Origin of the sequence: Xanthomonas sp. NCPPB 1068, from assembly GCF_041479385.2 — a bacterium.
In the GTDB taxonomy this organism is placed as follows: Bacteria; Pseudomonadota; Gammaproteobacteria; order Xanthomonadales; family Xanthomonadaceae; genus Xanthomonas; species Xanthomonas cannabis.
The window spans coordinates 4,663,010-4,682,314 of record NZ_CM192986.1; the positions used below are offsets into that span (position 1 = coordinate 4,663,010).

Sequence of the window (19,305 nt, forward strand, 5' to 3'; positions counted from 1 at the left end):
GATGGTGCGCGGGCAAGGGCCCTGCAGCAAAGGCGCAGCGTGGAGGGCGCGGCTTCGTGTCGAAAGTCGGTCAATCCAGCCACGCCCCTCCCGTTCAAGCAGGCTACGGCATCCTCAAGCCGCGACGCCACGAACGCGCCGATAATCCAGTCGCGCCGATCTCTGCCGATATAGATGGCGTGCCACCGCCGTGGTTATTCCGTCAACCCCGCTGGGAGGGAATCAGCACATGTCATTCGGCAATCACCGGCAGCGCCCGTCTTGGCCCGCCGCTTGAAAAAAACACGCCCCTGCCGCCTACAATCGGGCACATCTGTCGTGTCCGGATCTTCGCGCATGTCTGTTTTGCCGTTCCTGATCATCGAAACCGGGCAGCCCGTGCCGGAGATGAAGCGCTACGGCCGTTTTCCGCACTGGATTCGCGTGGCGGCGGGGCTGGCCGAGCATGAAACGGTGGCCATCGACGTCGCCAATGGCGATCCGCTGCCTGATCCGGCTGACTTTGCCGGCGTTATCGTCAGCGGCTCGGCCGCCTTCGTCACCGACCGCGCCGACTGGAGCGAACGCAGCGCCGGCTGGCTGCGCACCGCGGCGCACCAGGGCATGCCGTTGCTGGGCATCTGCTACGGGCACCAGTTGCTGGCGCACGCCCTGGGCGGCGAGGTGGACTACAACCCGGCCGGGCGCGAGTCCGGCACGATCGCCCTGGAACTGCATCCGCCAGCCGGGCAGGACCCCTTGTTTGCAGGCCTGCCGGCGCAGTTCCCGGCCCATGCCACCCACCTGCAGACGGTGGTGCGCGCCCCGGACGGCGCCATCGTGCTGGCGCACTCGCGCCAGGACCGCTGCCATGCGTTCCGCTGGGGCCGGGCCACCTGGGGCGTGCAGTTCCACCCGGAGTTCGCCACCCACCACATGCGCGGCTACGTCCAGGCCCGCGCGGACTGCATTGCCCGCCACGGCCGCTGCGCCCGCACCGTGGCCCGCGAGGTCACCGCCGCGCCGGTGGCCCGCAAGCTGCTGCGCCGGTTCGTGCACCACGCCCGCGGCCTGCAAACAGTGAACGCTCGTCCCGCCGCGCACACGTAAAAGCAGCGATAATCGCGTCACGCCGGATGGTCCGGCGCGCGTATCGATCCGGAATGGGAATGAGCGAAATTCGCAAGGTGCCGGCATCTGCCGGCGCAGAATGGCTGTTGACCGGTTTCTCGCTGTTGAAGCGGGCGCCGCTGGCGCTTGGCTCGCTGGGGGTGATATGGAGCGTGGCCGCCTCGCTGGTGGTGTCGCTGTCGGTGCTGGTGCCGCTGCTGGGCCCGGCCCTGCAGTTCCTGTTGGTGCTGGCCGGCCCGCTGTTCATGGGCGGCCTGCTGTGGGCAATCCGCGAGGTGGACGAAGGCCGCGTCGCCAAACCGTCGCATCTGCTGCACGGCCTGCAGGACGGCCGCGCCCCCCATCTGCTGGTGTCGTTGCTGCCGCAGTTGATCGCCGGCCTGCTGCTGGGTGTGCTGTTGTTGGCGATGATCGGCGCCAGCGGGCTGCAGCAGTTGTCCGAAGTGATGGTGAAGATCAACCAGATCAGCCAGTCCGGCGCCCAGCCCGACCCGGTGCAGATCGAGCAACTGGCCGCCAGCCTGCCGGCCGGGCGCATCCTGCTGTGGCTGCTGCTGACCATCGCGACCTTCGCGGCGATGACGCTGGCGCTGTTCGTGATGCCGCCGCAGGTGATGTTCGACCGCAGCACCGGCGGCCACGCGCTGCGCGAAAGCCTGCGTGCCAGCCTGCACAACCTCCCGGCGATGCTGGTGTTCTTCGTGCTGGCCTTCATCGCCATCTTCGCGATCTATTTCGCGGTGATGATCGTGGCGCTGATCGTCGGCCTGGTGGCGGGCCAGACCGTGGCGATGTGGCTGGCCCAGCTGCTGCTAATGGCGGTGCTGATGCCGGTGTTTGCCGGCTCGGTCTACGCGGCGTGGAAGCAGATGTTCACCCACGAAGGCGCCGCCGCCCAACCGATCAAGCCCTCACGGCCGGATGTGTTTGCGGCTTGATCGTGGAGCCGTAGGAGCGCACCTGGGCGCGACGAAGCTTTCCCAGGAACGCCCGTCGCGCCCGGGTGCGCTCCTACGCAATTCGACCTGTCCGCGTGGTGTCAGTCTGTCCGATTGAGTTCCACGCGAACGGCCGTGATGCAGTCGGGTATGTCGCCGAACGGCAATGGATGCGCTGCAAACACGTTCTCGTAAATGATCACCTCTGCACCGGAGCGGGTTTCGCGAAGGTGTCCCACGCCGCTGAAGGACGTATTGGCATTCTCTCTCAAGGTGGCATTACGGCCGTGGAAGAAGTCACTCGCAGCGTTACCGCACGTATCGATGCGTACTGTCAGCTCGCCATACATCGCGCTGATGAAGTCGTGTCGTTCGGTGCCGAATAGCTGAAACGGATCGACGGTGTTGTAAATCAGCAACACCGTCGGCATGCCGGCCCCGGCCGCCGTGCGTAGCTGCCCCCGCGCTTCGACAATCTTCTGGCGCACATGCCAACCGATCGTCCTGGACCACACGCCATCTGGATCGATTCCGCGATCACTCTCGATCTGCTTGATCTCCACCGCCACCAACGTGCTGCCAAGCCACACGTGATAGTCGGGGGTACGGCTGGATGTCTCGGCAATCCGCTGGCAGTCCAGCCGATGATGCGCGCAGAATGTTTCAAACAACTGCTCTGATGTGGTTCTTTGCATTCCCAGATCAGCTCGCAGACCGAGCGCGAATTAGGCGCTCTTCGGCCCCACCGCACGCGAGGCAATGATGCCCAGCTCATACAGCAGGCACATCGGGATGGCCAGCATCAGCTGCGACACCACGTCCGGTGGGGTAAGCACGGCGGCCAGGATGAAGATGCCGACGATGGCGTAGCCGCGGCCTTCGCTGAGCTGCTTGGGGCTGACCCAGCCCAGCAGCACCAGGATCACCAGCGCCACCGGCAATTCGAAACTCGCACCGAAGGCGAAGAAGATCGCCAGCACGAAGTCCAGGTAGGAATTGGCGTCCGGGGTAATGGCGATCACGTCCGGCTTGAACGTGGTCAGGAAGTGGAACACCGCCGGCAACACCAGGAAATACGCGAACGCGCAGCCGATGTAGAACAACGCCACCGCCGAGGCCAGCAGCGGAAATGCCAGCTTCTTTTCGCGCTGGTACAGCCCCGGCGCGACAAACGCCCAGGCCTGGTACAGCAGCCAGGGCACGCTGAAAAACACCGCCACGAAGAAGGTCAGCTTGAGCGGGGCGAAGAACGCACCGGCCGGGTTCATCGCGATCATGGTCTGCCCCAGCGGCAGCTGCGAGATCAGCGGCGCGGCCAGCCAGGAATAGATCGCCCGCGAGAACGGCAACAGCACCAGCAGCACCGCACCCAGGCCGATCAGGGCACGCACCAGGCGGGCGCGCAATTCGACCAGGTGCTCGATCAGACTGCTTTCGGCCTGTGCATCGTCGAACAGGCTCACGGGTGCTTCTCCTGGATCCTGGCCGGGTCGGCCGGGGTTGGTGCGGTGGACACGTGCAGCGTGCCCGGCTCGACAGGCGGTGCGGCGACCGGGCCCTGCGCAGGCGCGCTGGTGAGATGCGCTGCATGCGGTGCCGGTACCACGGGGTCATGCGGCGCCGGCACGACTGCCTGATGGGGCGCCGGCGCAACGGGCTGTGCCTGTGCAATCACCGGCGCCGCCGCCGGTGCGGCGATGGCAGCACCCGGGGCAGTCCCGGCAACCGGCTCGGCATTGGCGCCGGTCGACAGATCCGCATGCGCCAGCTCCAGTGGCGTGGCCACCGGCGTGGCGCTGCTGCGGATGTCGATATCGCGGCCCACGTCGTCATGCAGTGCGCGTGCACCCTGCTCCACCTGCTGCTGCTTGTGACGCAACTGGTCTTCGGCTTCGCGCAGCGAGGCCTGCACGTCCTGCAGGCTGCGCTTGAGCTCCTCGGCTTCCAGCTCGCGTTCGAGTTCCTGCTTGACCGAATCCCACTGCGCGCGCGCGCGGCGCACCCACAGTCCGGCAAATCGGGCCGCCTTGGGCAGGCGCTCGGGACCGAGCACCACCAGGGCGACGATCGCAATCAGCGTCAGTTCGCCAACACCTATGTCAAACACCGACGCTGCTCCGGATCAGCGCGCGTCGCGGTCGCGTTCGGCCTGCGCCTCACGCGCCTGCTCGGCAGTGCGGGAGTCGTCACCGAGCTTGCCGGCCGGCTTGTCGTCGTCGTGCATGCCTTTCTTGAATTCCTTGACCGCGCTGCCGAGGTCCTTGGCACCGCTGGTGAGCCGCTTGGTACCGAACACCAGCAACACGATCACCAGCACGATCAGCCAGTGCCAAATGCTGAAACCGCCCATGATCTGCTCGCTTGCTGAAAAGAAGGAAGGCGCAGGATACCCCAGCGCACCGTGCAGGGGGATGACAGCGCCTCAGCGGTTGCCGTCTAGTGATTCGGTGCGGATTTCACCATCGGACACCGGTTGGAACCCCTGCTGCGGCGGCGGGGTGGTGCTGGGCTGCATCGGTACCGTGCTGGCTTCGTTGGCAGGCGGCGGCGGTGCGGATTGCGCCGCCGGGGCCGCGCCTGGCGCGCGCGGCGGCACCGGCGCGGTGTCGTCGTCGCCATCGCTGGTGCGGTTGGCGCGTGCGGTGTAGGTGACTTCCTCCAGACGGTCGCGGAAGGCGATCACGTCGGTGGACGGGCGCTCGTTGGTGCGGCCTTCGAAGATCATCCGCGGAGTCGCACCCCCGCCATAGGCGTTGAGGTCGGCGGCATCGTCGATCTGCAGCACCGCGCCGTCCAGCGCCACGCCGGCAAACAGCCCGCGTGCGCGCGACCACGACCAGATCTCGGCCTTGAGCTGGCCGTCGGTGGCGGCAGCGGCGTTCCGGCCGACCGGACCTGCAGCCACGCCGGCATCCGCGCCGAGGGTGAACTTGCCGTTGACGATGTTGTCCAGGCTGCGGTCGTTGCGGAACACCAGCACCACGTCGGACGACTGCACGCCGGCCTGGAAGCCGATGCTGCCGCCGGTGAGCTTGACGAACACCGGCTGCGACCAGCTGCCGTCGGCGTTCTTCATCGACATCAGGCCGTGGCCGCGACGACCGCCGATCACCAGACCGGCCTTGAGCGTGTCGGGGATGACCACGATGGCGCGCGCCTCGTCGAGCAGTTTGTCCGGAATGGACTGCTCGGGAATCTTCATGATCTCGTTGAGCACCCGCACCGCATTACGTGCGCGCTGGTCTTCTTCCGGGCCGGCCACGGCATGGCCGGCAGCGAAGGTCAGCGACAACAACAGGGCCAGGCGCGACAAACGAGGCATGACAAGCTCCAGGGGACGATGCGTCAAAGATAGCAATGCCGCGACGTTAGTGGTGGCGCAATGAATCGGTGGTGAGCGCAACCGGCTGCAAGACGCGGCCGATCGCCGTCATTGGTGCAGTGTTCTCGGCAGTGCTGCCCGCCTCTGCCAGAATGGTGCGCATGAACACGACACCCGATACCGCCCTGCTGGTCGTCAACCTCGGCACCCCCGAATCGCCGACCGCCCCGGCCGTGCGCCGCTACCTGGCCGAGTTCCTCAGCGACCGCCGCGTGGTCGCCATTCCGCCGCTCTTCTGGAAACCGCTGCTGTACGGAGTGATCCTGCCAATCCGCGGGCCCAAATCGGCGGAGAAATACGCCAAGGTGTGGTTACCCGATGGCTCGCCGCTGGCGGTGTATACCCGCCGCCTGGCCGATGGCCTGAAACAGGCGCTGCCCGACTGGCACGTCGAGTGGGCGATGCGCTACGGCGAGCCGGCATTGCGCAAGACGCTCGATGCCCTGCGCGCGCGCGGCATCCGGCGCATCGTGGTGTTGCCGCTGTACCCGCAGTACTCCACCACCACCACCGCCTCGATCCAGGACGTGGTGGATGCGTGGCGCCCGAGCGCGCCGGAGATCGCGGTGGAGGTGATCCAGGACTATTGCGAGGACGCCGGCTGGGTGGCGGCGATCGCCGACTCCATCCGCGCGCACTGGCAGGTCCACGGGCGTAGCGAGAAGCTGATGTTCTCCTTCCACGGCCTGCCGCAACGGGTGGCCAATGCCGGCGACCCGTACCCGCAGCAATGCGAGCGTAGTGCGCAGGCGATCGTGGCGGCGCTGGGCCTGGGCGCGGACGAATGGCAGATGGGCTACCAGTCGCGCTTCGGGGCCGAACGCTGGTTGCAGCCGTATGCCGAACCGACCTTGTGGGCATTGGCCGAAGGCGGCGTGCGCAGCTTCGATCTGGTGTGCCCGGGCTTTGCCACCGACTGCCTGGAAACGCTGGAGGAAGTGGCATTGGGCTTTGCCGAAACGCTGGCCGAACGCGGCGCCACGCTCAGCTATATCCCCTGCCTCAATGCCAGCGATGCGCACGCGCAGGCACTGGCTGCACTGGCGCGTCGCGCGTGAGGTTGGAGCCGTTTGCGTGCGAGCTGGCCATCGGTCGTATCACCGGGTTGCGCAGCACAGAGCGCGGGCCGCGCCGGGTGCTGGCCCTGCATGGCTGGCTCGATAACGCGGCCAGCTTCGTACCGCTGAGCGCGCATCTGCACGCGCAGGCGCTGGATCTGGTGGTGCTGGATCTGCCCGGCCATGGCCATAGCGCGTGGCTGCCGGTGGGCGCGGAGTACACGCTCAGCAGCGCGATCCACAACCTGTTGCAGGTGGCCGATGCGCTGGGCTGGGACCGCTTCACGTTGTTGGGCCATTCGCTCGGTGGCGGCGTCGCCAGCCTGATGGCCGCTGCCGCGCCGGAGCGCATCGAGGCGCTGCTGGTCATCGAGGCGCTGGGCGCCCTGGCCGAGCCGGTGGAGAGCACGGCCGAACGACTGCGCGACTCGGTGCGTTCGACGCGCACCCTGGCGCAGCGGCCGCTGCGGGTGTTCGCCTCGATGGAGGCACCGGTGCGCGCACGCATGATGGCCAACCAGCTCACCGAACCGGCTGCACGGTTGCTGGTGGAGCGCGGCCTGCGCGTGGTGGAGGGCGGCTACAGCTGGTGCACCGACCCACGCCTGACCCTGCCCACCGCCATCCGCATGACCGAGGCGCAGATCGACGCGGTGCTGGCCTCCATCGCGTGCCCCACCCAGGCGATCTTCGCCACGCCGGCGCAGCCGTATTTTTCCGATGCGCTGCGCGATCACCGCGTGGCGATGGTGCCCGACGCGCGTCTGACGCTGCTGCCGGGCACGCACCATCTGCATATGGAAACCCCGGCACCGGTGGCGGCGGTGATCAATGGGTTTCTTGCGGATCTGCCGCAACCGCCGAGGTGATGCAGGCAGCTGGAAGGAGCGTGATGCATCATGCGGCGCGTGGTGATTGCAATTGAGTGCTTCGATCGGTGGGATGCGCCCTGGACGTTTTGCGGTGCAGTTCGTGCCGATCCAACGCTTGGGGCGGACGATCGTGCGTTGTTCGAACAGGTCTGGTCGACAGCGTGCAACGCACGTCATTGGACAACGGCCCGCTGCTTGGACACAGGCGTCGCCATGGCCGAACGCGCCCTGGCGCAGCAGTTTGCCTGGCTATCGCCGCTGGCCCGACGGCACCTCGCCCAGGCTGCAGCGTACGAATGGCGCTAGCGGGCTTGCCGCGCGCCAAGGCAGACCGCGCAGTGGCTTTGCATCGCTGTTGATTGGACTTAGTGCGACCGGATCAGCGCGAGCGCTGCGCACCTGACAGACAGACATCGCTGCGGCCTCGCATCAGGCGACCTGCAACAACCGCCGCAGCTGCGCCTTGAGCTGGCGGCCGTGTTCGTGAAAGTAGCTGCGTTCGTCGCGCCAGGTGGGGAAGCGTCGTTCCACTTCGGCCCAGAAGGCCGGCGAATGATTGGCCTGCAGCAGATGGCAGAGCTCGTGCACCAGCACGTATTCGAACGCAGACGGGCGGCCGAGCACCAGTGCCAGGTCCAGTGCCATCGAGCCATCCGGGGCGAGCGAGCCCCACTGCGAGGACATCACCTTCAAACGCAACCGTGCCGGTGCGCGCGGCAGGCCGGGGAGATAGGTGGGCAACCAGCGGCCGACATCGGCGCGGGCCTGCGCTTCGTAGAATTCCTTCAGTGTGCGACGTAGACCGGCATCGCCCAGGCGGGTGGGCACATAGAACTGCGCACCTGCATCGGTGATGTCGATGCGTGCGTAGCGGCCGTCGTGCCAGCTCAACGGCAGCAGCGCCCCGCGCAAGGGCAGCAGCCCCGGCACCCCGCGCTCCAGCGCAGGAAAGGCATCGACCTGCTGGTAGCGCGACAGCTGCGTGCCCAGCCAATCCAGGTGCGCGTGCAGGAAGCGCTCGCCGGACACCAGGCTTGCACGCAACGGCAAGGTCAACCGCGCGCCGCGCTCGTCGACGCTGAGTTTGATGCGGCGCGCGCGCGGGTCGCGGACGCGCAGCACGTCGATGTCGCGGCCGTCCAGTTGCACGCGCACGCAGTCGCGTTCGACAACCTGCGAGGGCGGCGCAATCAGGCGGCGGACGGGTTTGAACATGGGCACAGGATAGCGCTGCGATGTGTCAGGTGGTGAGACGGCGCACGTGATGCATTCGATGTTGGCGCGACTTGGAGCGACCCACCAGACGGCCACGCCCACTGGCAGATGGGCGCAGCCGAACTGGGTGGATATGCGGCCTGGCTGCATGGCCCTGCCCTCGACCTCCGCAGGACGCACCGACGATACGTCTTCAAGAAAGCAGCCGACCAACGCTCCGGTGCGGTGTCCTCGCCGCTTGCGGGAGCATTGGCGGCGTGGATGCCGCCATCGAGCCCCCATGGACGGGTTAACGGCGTGTCCCGCGAGCGGTGAGGGCACCGCGCACTCGACGTCTTTGCGTGTGCTGCAGGGCCCTTGCCCGCCCACCATCGCAGGACACGCCGTCAATCCGTCCCTGGAGGCTCTGGCGCGGCATCCATGCCGCTCAAGGTCCCGCGACGGTGAGCGGGCAAGGACCAGTCGAGATGGTCGGTTTGCAGAGTCTTCAAAAAGCGATTAGCTAACTGGCGACGCGGTGTCTTTGCTCTTCAACAAACCACCAGCCAACTGTCTGGTGCGGTGCCCTCGCCGCTTGCGGGACCGTTGGCGGCATGGATGCCGCCATCGAGCCCCCATGGACGGGTCAACGGCGTGTCCCGCGAGCGGTGAGGGCACCGCGCCCTCGACCGAGGCTGCGCGTTTGCTGCAGGGGCCCTTGCCCGCCCACCATCGCGGGACACGCCGTGAATCCGTCCATGGAGGCTCTGGCGCGGCATCCATGCCGCTCAAGGTCCCGCGACGGTGGGCGGGCAAGGACCAGTCGAGATGGTCGGTGCGCAGAGTTTTCAGAACAGCGATCAGCGGATCGGCGACGCGGTGTCTTCGCTCTTCAGTAAAACCACCAGCCAAATTTCTGGTGCGGTGTCCTCGCCGATTGCGGGCTCGATGGCGGCATGGATGCCGCCACCGAGCCCCCATGGACGGGTTGACGGCGTGTCCCGCGAGCGGTGAGGGCACCGCGCACTCGACTCACCGCGCTCTTGACGCACGCATCGACTCGCGCCTGCCAATGCCGCCACAAGTTCGAAACCTGGTTACTCCGCCTTGCTGAGCTTCAGCGCGGTTTCCAGCAACAGGAACAGCCGGCGGATTTCGGCGCTCATCAGCGCAAAGCGTGCGTCGAGTTCGGCGCGCGCGCCGTCGTCTTCGCTGTGTTCGAGCTGATCCAGCGCGCCGTCGAGAAACTTGAGCTTGCGGATCACCAGGTCGTCGCCGAGCACGAAGGAGAGGTTGTCATCCAGCACCAGCGCCAGCTTGGTGACCTGCTTGCCGGCTTCCAGATGCTTGTCGATCTCGTCGCCGCGCAGTTCCTGGTGCTGGCACTTGACCACCGCGCCGCCTTCGATCGGGTCCTTCATTTCGCATTCTTCGCCCAGGCTCAGGCCTTCGGGCAAGGGCTCGCCGGCGATCCAGCCGGTGAGGATGGCGCGCGGGGCGACTTCGGCATTGAGCGGCAGCGCCGGGAAGCTGCCGAGCGCGCCGCGGATCTCGCTCATCACGTTCTCGCCGCTCTTGCGGCTGGAGGTGTTGACCGCGATGTAACCGTGCTGCAGATCCAGGATGGCGTCGGTGCGCGAGCTCTTGACGAAGGCGCGCGGCAGCAGCTCATGGATCAGGTCGTCCTTGAGGCGTTTGCGGGCCTTGCCGCCGGGGCGACGGCCTTCCTTTTCCTCGATCTCGGCGACCTTGCGCTCGAGCAGATCGTTGACCACCGCGCCGGGCAGGATCTTGTCCTCGCCACCGACGGTGAGCCACAGGAAGTCTTCCAGGCGGTGCGAAAGCACTTCCTGCTCATCGCGGCCGAACGGCGAAATGAAACCGCGCGAGTTCATTTCCAGCGGGCCGACCGGCTTGAGCTGCACTGGCGGCAGCAGCGTTTCGATTTCGGAAAAATCCAGCGTGGTCGGGAAACGGAACAACGTGAGATTGCGAAAGAACATGCGTAAGACCGAAGAAGACAAACGTGGAGGTGGAAGACCGACGGCGACCGAGCGGGCGCGTCAGTCGCTGTTGTGTGGGGTGTCGCTGGCGGCCAGCCAATCGTCACTGGCGTCGGGCACGGCCGCAGCGGCCCCGGGCGCGCGGCCCAGGCTCAGGAAATCGAACAGGCGGCGGTCGGCCAGTTGCTCGGGGCGCACATCGCCCAGCGCGCGCGCGATCTGATCGACCCGCCCGGGTTGCTCGCGATCCCATTGCTGCAACATGCGGCCGACCTGCTGGCGCTGCAGGTTTTCCTGGCTGCCGCACAGGTTGCAGGGAATGATCGGAAACTGCCGCGCCTGCGCGTAGTCGGCGATGTCGGCCTCGCGCACGTAGGCCAACGGGCGGATCACCACATGCGCGCCGTCGTCGCTGCGCAACTTGGGCGCCATCGCCGCCAGGCGTGCGTGGTGGAACAGATTCATGAAAAACGTGGCGACGATGTCGTCGCGGTGATGGCCGAGCGCGATCTTGGTCACGCCATGTGCCTGCGCATAGGCATACAGCGCGCCACGACGCAGCCGCGAGCACAGCGAACACATGGTCTTGCCGGCCGGAATCACCCGGCTGACCACCGAATAGGTGTCCTGCTCGACGATGTCGAACGGCACCCCCAGCGCGCGCAGATAGGTGGGCAGCACGTGGGCGGGGAAGTCCGGCTGCTTCTGGTCCAGGTTGACTGCCACCAGCGTGAACGGCACCGGCGCCTTGCGCTGCAGGTGCAACAGCATGTCCAGCAGGGTGTAGCTGTCCTTGCCGCCGGACAGGCACACCATGACCCTGTCGCCGGCTTCGATCATGCCGAAGTCGGCAATCGCCTGGCCCACCTGGCGTTGCAGGCGTTTGCCCAGGCGCAGCTGTTCGGGCATCGGCCGCTGGCGCGGGTTGCGCGGCGCGGGGTCGGCCAGGGGTTGCGGCAGCGGCAGGACAGCGGTCATAAGCCGGCCATTGTAGCTGCCGGGGGGATTGGGATTGGGTCGTGAGGTCAGGGGTGGCTGCCCCCATCCGCCCTTCGGGCACCTTCCCCCGTAAACGGGGGAAGGGAGCAAGCCCTTGTTTAGGGGGGAGCGCCACCCACCGGCGCTCTCCTGGCGGCGCTCTCCCAGCAACACCCTACACCCCGGCGGCTCCCTCACCCCGGCGGTTCCTCTCGTAGCAATTCCCTCTCGTGGCAGCTCCCTCTGCTGGAAGCTCCCTCTCCGGGCTGCTCCCTCTCCGGGCTCTCTCTCCTGGCGCTCCCTCTCGTGGCAGCTCCCTCTCCTGGCGATCCCTCGCCCGGCGGTTCCTTCTCCTGGCGATTCCCTTTCGTGGCAGCTTCCTCTCACCCCAGCAGCTCCCCCGCTCGGCGATTCCCTCTCCCGCATGCGGGAGAGGGTGCCCGAAGGGCGGGTGAGGGCCGTACGCCACGGCCCGCCCACTACCGGCCATCACCACACCCGGCCACCACAGCAAACTGCGTATCTCGCAGCGCAGCAAGCCTTTCGGCGCCGGGCTGGGTAAAGTCGGGCAGACCGCTTCACTCGGAATCGGCATGGAATCTCCAGCTTCGCTTCATCGCGCGGCTTTTTTCGGTCGCAATTGTGGTAGCGCTAACATTTTGCGTGGTGTGGGTCGGATCTTGCGCGCGCAGTCCCCCTTGGTGCCGGCCGCGCGCGCTGCTGGCGCAGCGGCAGTGCACATGGGCGACTGCCGCGCTGCGCGACTGGCCACTCGTTTGCAACACCCTTGCCTTCCCTCGCCTCCTTGCAGGAGTTCCACCCCATGAGCAACACCGTCTACATCGGCGCCAAAGAGTATTTCCCCGGCATCGGCAAGATCGGCTTCGAAGGCCGCGACTCCGACAACCCGCTCGCGTTCAAGGTCTATGACGCCAACAAGAAGATCGGCGACAAGACCATGGCCGAGCATCTGCGCTTTGCCGTGGCCTACTGGCACAGCTTCTGCGGCAACGGCGCCGATCCGTTCGGCCCGGGTACGCGTGCGTATCCGTGGGATATCGGCAACAGCGCGCTCGACCGTGCCGAAGCCAAGGCCGATGCCGCATTCGAATTCTTCACCAAGCTCGGCGTGCCGTATTACTGCTTCCACGATATCGACCTGTCGCCGGATGCGGACGATATCGGCGAGTACGAAAGCAACCTCAAGCACATGGTGGGCATCGCCAAGCAGCGCCAGGCCGACACCGGCATCAAGCTGCTATGGGGCACCGCCAACCTGTTCTCGCACCCGCGCTACATGAATGGTGCATCCACCAACCCCGACTTCAATGTGGTGGCGCGCGCCGCCGTGCAGGTCAAGGCCGCGATCGATGCCACGGTGGAACTGGGCGGCGAAAACTACGTGTTCTGGGGCGGCCGCGAAGGTTATGCCTGCCTGCACAACACGCAGATGAAACGCGAGCAGGACAACATGGCGCGCTTCCTCACCCTAGCACGCGACTACGGCCGCGCGATCGGCTTCACCGGCAACTTCCTGATCGAGCCCAAGCCCATGGAGCCGATGAAGCACCAGTACGACTTCGACAGCGCCACCGTGATCGGCTTCCTGCGTCAGCACGGCCTGGACCAGGATTTCAAGCTCAATATCGAAGCCAACCACGCCACGCTCTCGGGTCACAGCTTCGAGCACGATTTGCAGGTTGCCAGCGATGCCGGCCTGCTCGGCAGCATCGATGCCAACCGCGGCAATCCGCAGAACGGCTGGGACACCGACCAGTTCCCGACCGACCTGTACGACACCGTCGGCGCGATGCTGGTGGTGCTGCGCCAGGGCGGGCTGGCACCGGGCGGGCTGAATTTCGATGCCAAGGTGCGCCGCGAATCGTCCGATCCGCAGGACCTGTTCCTGGCGCATATCGGTGGCATGGATGCATTTGCACGTGGTCTTGAGGTTGCCAACGCGTTGCTGACGTCTTCGCCGTTGGAGCAGTGGCGCGCCGAGCGTTACGCCAGCTTCGACAGTGGTGCGGGCGCAGCCTTTGCCAACGGCACCAGCACGCTGGTGGATGTGGCCAAGCATGCCGCCGGCAATGCGCCCAAGCAGATCAGCGGCCGTCAGGAAGCCTACGAAAACCTGATCAATCAGTATCTGATCCGGTGAACGCTGCCACGCGCGCGGCGTGGGACGCGGCGTGGATGGGACACCCCGCCTGCATTGCCCTGGCGGCAATGCAGGCGATGCAGCCACTCATCCAGATCGACGGCACCGTGGCGCGTACTACGCAGGGGACATCACGCCGGCCACCGCAGGGACGCACAGGACATGCACAACCCGTCGGCGACTGCGCCCGTACTGCGGCCGCGCCGTCGCTCCTCTTACTCGGCCGGATCGGAGGGTGTCGGTGCGGCCACCGAATCCCGCTTGACCAGCAGGTGCGCGACCACATGATCGACCATCTTCGCCGTGCGCTCCTTGGCACGTATCGTCTTCAACAGGATGTCCAGCGCGGCATCGGCCATGGCGGCGATGGGTTGCTGCACGGTGGTGAGTTCGGGCCATACCGCCGTGGCGGCAGAGGTGTCGTCAAAGCCCACTACCGACAAGTCACGCGGCACATCCAGCCCACGTCGGTGCGCGACCGAAATGGCCGCGGCTGCCATGTCGTCGTTGCTGGCGAAGATGGCACTGGGGCGGCGTTTGCGCGCCAGCAGTTTTTCGGCGGCGATCAGGCCGGATTTGTAGGTGTAGTCGCCCGGCTGCACCAGATGCCGATCCAGGCGCAGGCCGGCATCGGACAACGCGGCCTGAAACCCTTCAAAGCGTCGCGTACTGGCCGACAGATTCGGATGCCCGGCGATATAGCCGATGCGCGTATGCCCCTGCGCGATGAGATGTTCGGTGATCTCCTTGGCGGCGGCGAATTCGTCGATCCGCACGCAGGCCACATCGGGGCTGAAGTGATTGGAGGCGATCGCCACCACCGGCACCTTGGCGCGCACCAGCTCCAGCACCGCGGCCCTGGACTCGCACAACGGCGGCGGCAGGATCACGCCGGCCACGCCCTTGGCAAGCTTGCGTGCGGCACGGCGCTCGGCATCGGCATCCAGGTCGTCCCAGCAGTCGATCACCAGCTGGATCGAGGTCCGCGAGGCCACGCGCAACACACCCAGCAACAGCTCGCGCAAATACGCGCCGCTGGGATCGCTGTAGATCAACGCGATACGGGTGCTCTGTGCAGCGGCCAGCGCACTGGCAGCGAGATTGGGCGTGTAACCGAGCTTGTCGACCGCGCGCATCACCCGCTCGCGGGTGGCATCGCGGACACTGCCGTTGTTGTTGACCACACGCGAGACCGTCATCGGCGACACCTTCGCCAGCGCCGCCACCTCGTCGATGGTGGTCGCGCGACTGGTGCGGCGGACCGACTTCCTGATCTTCTCCAAGCGTGGCCTCTTCAGGTGACTGCGACAGCGGGCGGATGCTCGCGTGCTGCTGCCAGTACACGCGCGGCAGCCCGACGTGGCGCGATGCAAGCCATGGTACCGGGAAGCAGACAGAGCGGCGAGATGCACCCACGCGCCTGCAGCCTGCAGGAGCGCGCCGCATGAGCGCATGCCGGATGGGCCGCACGCGCGCGAGCGGGCATGTGCTGGCGCTGCTTTGGCTGGTCCTGCTGGGTGCCGCGTTGGTGCAGGTCGCCCCCGTGCATGCCGAAGATGGCTACGAGTTATGGTTGCGCTACCACACCCTGGGCAAGGCCGCGCAGCTGCGCCAGCACGCAAGCGCCCTGGTGGTGGCCGGTGATTCGCCTACGCTGCGGGCCGCGCGGGAAGAACTGCAACGCGGTGTACAGGGGCTACTGGGCAATGCGCTGCCCACCACCGCGACCGTCACCGCCGATGGCAGCATCCTGCTGGGCGCCGCGACCGCCCCGCAGATGGCGGCATTGAAGCTGAAAACCGATGGCCTGGGCCGCGAGGGCTATCTGATCCGCACGGTCAGCGTCGATGGGCGTCGGACCACGGCCATCGTGGGCGGCAGCGATGTCGGCGCGCTATATGGCGCGTTTCACTTTCTGCGCCTGCTGCAGACTGGCCAACCGCTCACTGCGCTGGATGTGCGCGAGGCGCCGCGCCTGCAGCTGCGCATGCTCAATCATTGGGACAATCTCGATGGCGTGGTGGAGCGCGGTTATGCCGGCGCCTCGTTGTGGAACTGGCAAACCTTGCCCGGCTATCTGGACCCGCGTTACACCGACTATGCGCGCGCCAATGCCTCGTTGGGCATCAATGGAACCGTGCTCAACAATGTCAACGCCAAGGCGTGGAGTCTCACGCCGCAGTACCTGGACAAGGCCGCGGCACTGGCGCAGGTGTTTCGTCCCTATGGCATTCGGGTGTTTCTCAGTGCGCGCTTCAGTGCGCCGATCGAGATCGGTGGTCTGAAGACTGCCGACCCACTGGACCCGCAAGTGCAGCGCTGGTGGCGCGACAAGGCCGACGAGATCTATGCGCGCATCCCGGATTTTGGCGGATTCCTGGTCAAGGCCAATTCCGAAGGCCAGCCCGGCCCGCAGGATTACGGACGTAGCCATGCCGATGGCGCAAACCTGCTGGCCGACGCGCTGGCGCCGCATGGCGGGGTGGTGATGTGGCGGGCCTTCGTCTATTCGCACGAGCAGCCGGACGACCGCGCCAAACAGGCATATAGCGAATTCGTGCCGCTGGATGGCGCCTTTCGCGACAACGTGATCGTGCAGGTGAAGAACGGTGCCATCGACTTCCAGCCGCGCGAGCCGTTTCACCCGTTGTTCGGTGCGATGCGCAAGACGCCATTGATGCCGGAGTTTCAGATCACCAAGGAATACCTTGGCTTTTCCACCCATCTGGCCTACCTGGGCACGCTGTTTTCCGAGACCTTGCAAGCCGACACCTACGCACGCGGCAACGGCTCGACGGTGGCCAGAACCGTGGATGGCAGCCTGTTCACCGATGCCAAATATCCGCAGCTGACCGGCATTGCCGGCGTGGCCAATATCGGTGCCGACCGCAACTGGAGTGGCTCGATCTTCGACCAGGCCAACTGGTATGCCTATGGGCGGCTGGCGTGGGACCCGCAGCTGTCGCCGCAGGCCATTGCGCAGGAATGGGCGCGCATGACGTTTTCCAACGATCCGGCTGTGGTCGAACCGGTGGTTGGCATGATGCTGCGCTCGCGCGAGGCGGTGGTTGACTACATGACCCCGCTCGGGCTGCATCACCTGATGGGGCGCGGCCACCATTACGGCCCGGCACCTTGGGATGCCGGCAGCGAACGCCCTGACTGGGACCCGGTGTATTACCACCGCGCCGACCGCAACGGGATCGGCTTCGATCGCAGCGCCAGCGGCAGCAATGCCGTTGCGCAATATGCGCTGCCGGTGGCGCGCGTGTTCGGCGATGTGCAGCGCGTGCCCGAGCCGTTGCTGCTGTGGTTCCATCATGTGCCGTGGGATCACCGCATGGCCTCCGGCAGACCGCTGTGGGACGAGCTGGTCTGGCGTTACGACCACGGTGTGAGCGAGGTGGCTGCGATGCGCACGACCTGGCAAGGCCTTGCCGGCAAGATCGATGCGCCGCGCTACCAACAGGTGGACGCTTTCTTGGCGATCCAGCAGCGTGAGGCGCAGTGGTGGCGCGATGCGAGCATCGCCTATTTCCAGAGTGTGTCCGGCCGCCCGCTGCCTGCCGGCGTGGCGCCGCCAGCGCATCCGTTGGCGTATTACCAGGCACTGACATTTCCGTACGCACCGGGGAATCCGAAGTGAGCGCATGTCGGCTGAACGTGTTGGTCGCCACGTTATCGGTGTTGCTGCTGCCGCAACTGGCAAGCGCCGCAGATGCACCGCTGCTGCATCCCGTTTTCCAGGACCATGCGGTGCTGCAGCGCGATGCGCCGATCCGCGTATGGGGCGATGCGGCGCCGGGCGCGCGTGTCACGGTGCAACTGGAGACGGCGCAGGTGCAGGTTCGCGCAGACCGGCAAGGGCATTGGCAGGCACGCCTGCCTGCGCATGCGGCCGGTGGCCCGTACCGCCTGAAGGCCAGCACTGCCAACGGGGTGGTGCAACAGATCGACGATATTTTGATCGGCGATGTGTGGCTGTGTTCGGGGCAGTCGAACATGGAGCTGCAGGTGCACCGCACCCTGGATGCACGCAGCGAGATTGCCGATGCCGACCACCCCAGCATCCGCATGTTCAAGGTGCCCGCGCAATCCAGCCCAACCCCGCAACGTGGCTTCGGTGGCGTTGCAACGTGGCAGCGCACCACCCCGGAGACGGTGAAGGAGTTTTCGGCCGCGTGTTACTACTTCGCGCGTGAGTTGCAGAAGACCGTGGACGTGCCGATGGGCTTGATCAACGCCTCATGGGGCGGCTCGCAACTGCAGGCCTGGATCGGCGACGCGCCGCTGCGTGCGGCCGGCGACGATGGCCCGGCGCTGGATGTGCTGGCACGTTACGCAACCGACCCGGTCGCGGCGGCACCGCGTTGGGCCGCGCTGTGGGAAGCCTGGTGGCATGCGCATGGCGAAGGCGAACCGTGGCAGCCCGATGCGCCCGGCGACTGGCAGGGCGCACCGCCGGCACTGGGCGCATGGGACGACTGGGGCGTGCCGCAGCTGGTCGGCTTCAACGGCATGGTGTGGTACCGCACCAGCATCGAACTGACACCGGCACAGGCCGCGCAGGACGCGACGTTGTTGCTGGGGCCGGTGGACGAACTGGACCAGACCTGGGTCAACGGACGCGGCGTGGGCAGCAGCTACGGTGCGGACCAGCCGCGTCGCTACCCGCTGCCGCGCGGGCGGTTGCATGCCGGGCGCAACAGCATCGTGCTCAATGTGCTCAACACCTATCGACGCGGCGGCTTGTTGGGCGATGCGCAATCGCGCGCACTGCAGTTTGCCGATGGCAGCACGCTGGCGTTGGATGCGCCATGGCAGTACCGCATCGTGCCGCCGGCAGTCGGCACACCACCGCGGGCGCCGTGGTCATCGGCCGCCGGGCTCACCACCTTGTACAACGGCATGATCGCCCCGCTCGGGCAGCTGGGCCTGCGTGGGGTGCTGTGGTACCAGGGCGAATCCAATGCCGGCGATGCGGCGCATTACCCGGCCTTGCTCAACGCATGGCAGCGCGATTGGCGACAGCGCTTCGGTGCGCAGTTGCCGCTGCTGGTGGTGCAGCTGGCCAATTACGGCACCCCGCCCACCCAACCGGCCGAAAGCGGTTGGGCGCAATTGCGCGAGGCGCAGCGGCGCTTCGTTGCCGACGATGCACGCGCCGGCTTGGCGGCGGCGATCGATATCGGCGACCGCTACGACATCCATCCGGCCAACAAGCAGGAGCTGGGCCGGCGCCTGGCGCGTGCAGCGCGGCATGTGGTGTATGGCGAGGCGATTGCGCCGTCCGGCCCGGTGCCGCGCAGCCTGCAGCGCGAGCGCGATAGCGTGCGCATCCGCTTCGATGACGTGGACACCACTTTGCTGAGCTATGGCAACGACGCACCGATCGGCTTCGAGCTGTGCGGCGAGGCGTCCGGCACTTGCCGCTATGCCAGCGCCACGCTGCAGGGCCGCGATGTCAGCGTGCGCATCCCTTCCGGCATGACCGCAACGCGCGTGCGCTACTGCTGGGCCGACAGCCCGGTGTGCACGCTGTACGACCGCAGCGGCCTGCCAGCTGGCCCGTTTGAACTTCCCATCACCGCCACCCCTTCCCCCTGAGC

Annotated in this window: 16 protein-coding genes; 7 read left to right on the plus strand and 9 right to left on the minus strand. The window is 66.7% G+C overall.

What is annotated here, in order from left to right; genetic code table 11:
* Positions 1–336 precede the first annotated feature (336 nt).
* Together ACCQ12_RS19750 and ACCQ12_RS19755 are read left to right on the plus strand one after the other, a co-directional pair.
* Complete coding sequence (locus tag ACCQ12_RS19750; protein ID WP_104581837.1) at positions 337–1,089, plus strand: glutamine amidotransferase; 753 nt, start codon at positions 337–339, stop codon at positions 1,087–1,089.
* 59 nt (positions 1,090–1,148) lie between these two features.
* A complete protein-coding gene (locus ACCQ12_RS19755) occupies positions 1,149–2,048 on the plus strand; it encodes a BPSS1780 family membrane protein (RefSeq protein ID WP_039412276.1) in 900 nt (299 codons plus the stop codon).
* A gap of 101 nt (positions 2,049–2,149) precedes the next feature.
* Here the strand turns inward: ACCQ12_RS19755 and ACCQ12_RS19760 are convergent, their stop codons facing one another.
* The 5 genes from ACCQ12_RS19760 to ACCQ12_RS19780 all read right to left on the minus strand — a co-directional run bounded on the left by ACCQ12_RS19760 (position 2,150) and on the right by ACCQ12_RS19780 (position 5,370).
* Positions 2,150–2,743 (minus strand): hypothetical protein, encoded by a 594-nt coding sequence (locus tag ACCQ12_RS19760; RefSeq protein WP_208412727.1) that lies wholly within the window; start codon positions 2,741–2,743, stop codon positions 2,150–2,152.
* A gap of 30 nt (positions 2,744–2,773) precedes the next feature.
* Complete coding sequence (gene tatC, locus ACCQ12_RS19765) at positions 2,774–3,511, minus strand: twin-arginine translocase subunit TatC (RefSeq protein ID WP_039412278.1); 738 nt, start codon at positions 3,509–3,511, stop codon at positions 2,774–2,776.
* The gene (tatB, locus tag ACCQ12_RS19770) at positions 3,508–4,155 is read right to left on the minus strand and encodes a Sec-independent protein translocase protein TatB (RefSeq protein WP_104581839.1); all 648 of its coding nucleotides are present in this window, start codon (positions 4,153–4,155) and stop codon (positions 3,508–3,510) included. Before tatB ends, tatC begins: the two co-directional genes overlap by 4 nt.
* Positions 4,156–4,170: 15 nt before the next feature.
* Positions 4,171–4,398 carry a Sec-independent protein translocase subunit TatA gene (tatA, locus tag ACCQ12_RS19775; RefSeq protein ID WP_003484969.1) on the minus strand — a complete coding sequence of 76 codons (228 nt, stop codon included), beginning with the start codon at positions 4,396–4,398 and terminating at the stop codon, positions 4,171–4,173.
* 72 nt (positions 4,399–4,470) lie between these two features.
* A complete protein-coding gene (locus tag ACCQ12_RS19780) occupies positions 4,471–5,370 on the minus strand; it encodes a lipid-binding SYLF domain-containing protein (RefSeq protein ID WP_047694171.1) in 900 nt (299 codons plus the stop codon).
* 152 nt (positions 5,371–5,522) lie between these two features.
* On the opposite strand from ACCQ12_RS19780, the gene hemH reads away from it, so the two are divergent.
* Positions 5,523–6,488 carry a ferrochelatase gene (hemH, locus tag ACCQ12_RS19785; RefSeq protein WP_047694202.1) on the plus strand — a complete coding sequence of 322 codons (966 nt, stop codon included), beginning with the start codon at positions 5,523–5,525 and terminating at the stop codon, positions 6,486–6,488.
* On the plus strand, positions 6,485–7,357 hold the full coding sequence (locus ACCQ12_RS19790; protein WP_372382531.1) for an alpha/beta fold hydrolase: 873 nt from the start codon (positions 6,485–6,487) through the stop codon (positions 7,355–7,357). Before hemH ends, ACCQ12_RS19790 begins: the two co-directional genes overlap by 4 nt.
* Before the next feature lie 432 nt (positions 7,358–7,789).
* On the opposite strand, the gene ACCQ12_RS19795 is transcribed toward ACCQ12_RS19790, so the two are convergent.
* The 3 genes from ACCQ12_RS19795 to ttcA all read right to left on the minus strand — a co-directional run bounded on the left by ACCQ12_RS19795 (position 7,790) and on the right by ttcA (position 11,535).
* On the minus strand, positions 7,790–8,575 hold the full coding sequence (locus ACCQ12_RS19795) for a YgjP family zinc-dependent metalloprotease (protein WP_372382532.1): 786 nt from the start codon (positions 8,573–8,575) through the stop codon (positions 7,790–7,792).
* A 1,076-nt stretch (positions 8,576–9,651) separates the two neighbouring features.
* On the minus strand, positions 9,652–10,557 hold the full coding sequence (locus tag ACCQ12_RS19800; RefSeq protein ID WP_039408990.1) for a recombination-associated protein RdgC: 906 nt from the start codon (positions 10,555–10,557) through the stop codon (positions 9,652–9,654).
* A 60-nt stretch (positions 10,558–10,617) separates the two neighbouring features.
* Entirely contained in the window at positions 10,618–11,535 is a 918-nt protein-coding gene (ttcA, locus tag ACCQ12_RS19805; RefSeq protein ID WP_166752893.1) for a tRNA 2-thiocytidine(32) synthetase TtcA, read from the minus strand.
* A gap of 823 nt (positions 11,536–12,358) precedes the next feature.
* Here ttcA and xylA point away from each other — a divergent pair.
* Entirely contained in the window at positions 12,359–13,696 is a 1,338-nt protein-coding gene (gene xylA / locus ACCQ12_RS19810) for a xylose isomerase (protein ID WP_372382533.1), read from the plus strand.
* 215 nt (positions 13,697–13,911) lie between these two features.
* Here xylA and ACCQ12_RS19815 read toward each other — a convergent pair whose 3' ends face one another.
* Entirely contained in the window at positions 13,912–14,979 is a 1,068-nt protein-coding gene (locus tag ACCQ12_RS19815; protein WP_146093298.1) for a LacI family DNA-binding transcriptional regulator, read from the minus strand.
* Between the two features lie 161 nt (positions 14,980–15,140).
* On the opposite strand from ACCQ12_RS19815, the gene ACCQ12_RS19820 reads away from it, so the two are divergent.
* Together ACCQ12_RS19820 and ACCQ12_RS19825 are read left to right on the plus strand one after the other, a co-directional pair.
* Positions 15,141–17,342, plus strand: coding sequence for an alpha-glucuronidase family glycosyl hydrolase (locus tag ACCQ12_RS19820; RefSeq protein WP_372382534.1), 2,202 nt, complete (start codon positions 15,141–15,143; stop codon positions 17,340–17,342).
* Positions 17,339–19,303, plus strand: a complete 1,965-nt coding sequence (locus ACCQ12_RS19825; protein ID WP_372382535.1) for a sialate O-acetylesterase — start codon at positions 17,339–17,341, stop codon at positions 19,301–19,303. Before ACCQ12_RS19820 ends, ACCQ12_RS19825 begins: the two co-directional genes overlap by 4 nt.
* Positions 19,304–19,305: the final 2 nt, after the last annotated feature.

Excerpts from the sequence above, each read along its gene's own strand:
- ACCQ12_RS19750 (WP_104581837.1), top strand. The coding sequence starts at position 337 with ATGTCTGTTTTGCCGTTCCTGATCATCGAAACCGGGCAGCCCGTGCCG.
- ACCQ12_RS19755 (WP_039412276.1), top strand. The coding sequence starts at position 1,149 with ATGAGCGAAATTCGCAAGGTGCCGGCATCTGCCGGCGCAGAATGGCTG.
- ACCQ12_RS19760 (WP_208412727.1), bottom strand. The coding sequence starts at position 2,743 with ATGCAAAGAACCACATCAGAGCAGTTGTTTGAAACATTCTGCGCGCAT.
- tatA (WP_003484969.1), bottom strand. The coding sequence starts at position 4,398 with ATGGGCGGTTTCAGCATTTGGCACTGGCTGATCGTGCTGGTGATCGTG.
- ACCQ12_RS19780 (WP_047694171.1), bottom strand. The coding sequence starts at position 5,370 with ATGCCTCGTTTGTCGCGCCTGGCCCTGTTGTTGTCGCTGACCTTCGCT.
- hemH (WP_047694202.1), top strand. The coding sequence starts at position 5,523 with ATGGTGCGCATGAACACGACACCCGATACCGCCCTGCTGGTCGTCAAC.
- ACCQ12_RS19795 (WP_372382532.1), bottom strand. The coding sequence starts at position 8,575 with ATGTTCAAACCCGTCCGCCGCCTGATTGCGCCGCCCTCGCAGGTTGTC.
- ACCQ12_RS19800 (WP_039408990.1), bottom strand. The coding sequence starts at position 10,557 with ATGTTCTTTCGCAATCTCACGTTGTTCCGTTTCCCGACCACGCTGGAT.
- ttcA (WP_166752893.1), bottom strand. The coding sequence starts at position 11,535 with ATGACCGCTGTCCTGCCGCTGCCGCAACCCCTGGCCGACCCCGCGCCG.
- xylA (WP_372382533.1), top strand. The coding sequence starts at position 12,359 with ATGAGCAACACCGTCTACATCGGCGCCAAAGAGTATTTCCCCGGCATC.
- ACCQ12_RS19820 (WP_372382534.1), top strand. The coding sequence starts at position 15,141 with ATGAGCGCATGCCGGATGGGCCGCACGCGCGCGAGCGGGCATGTGCTG.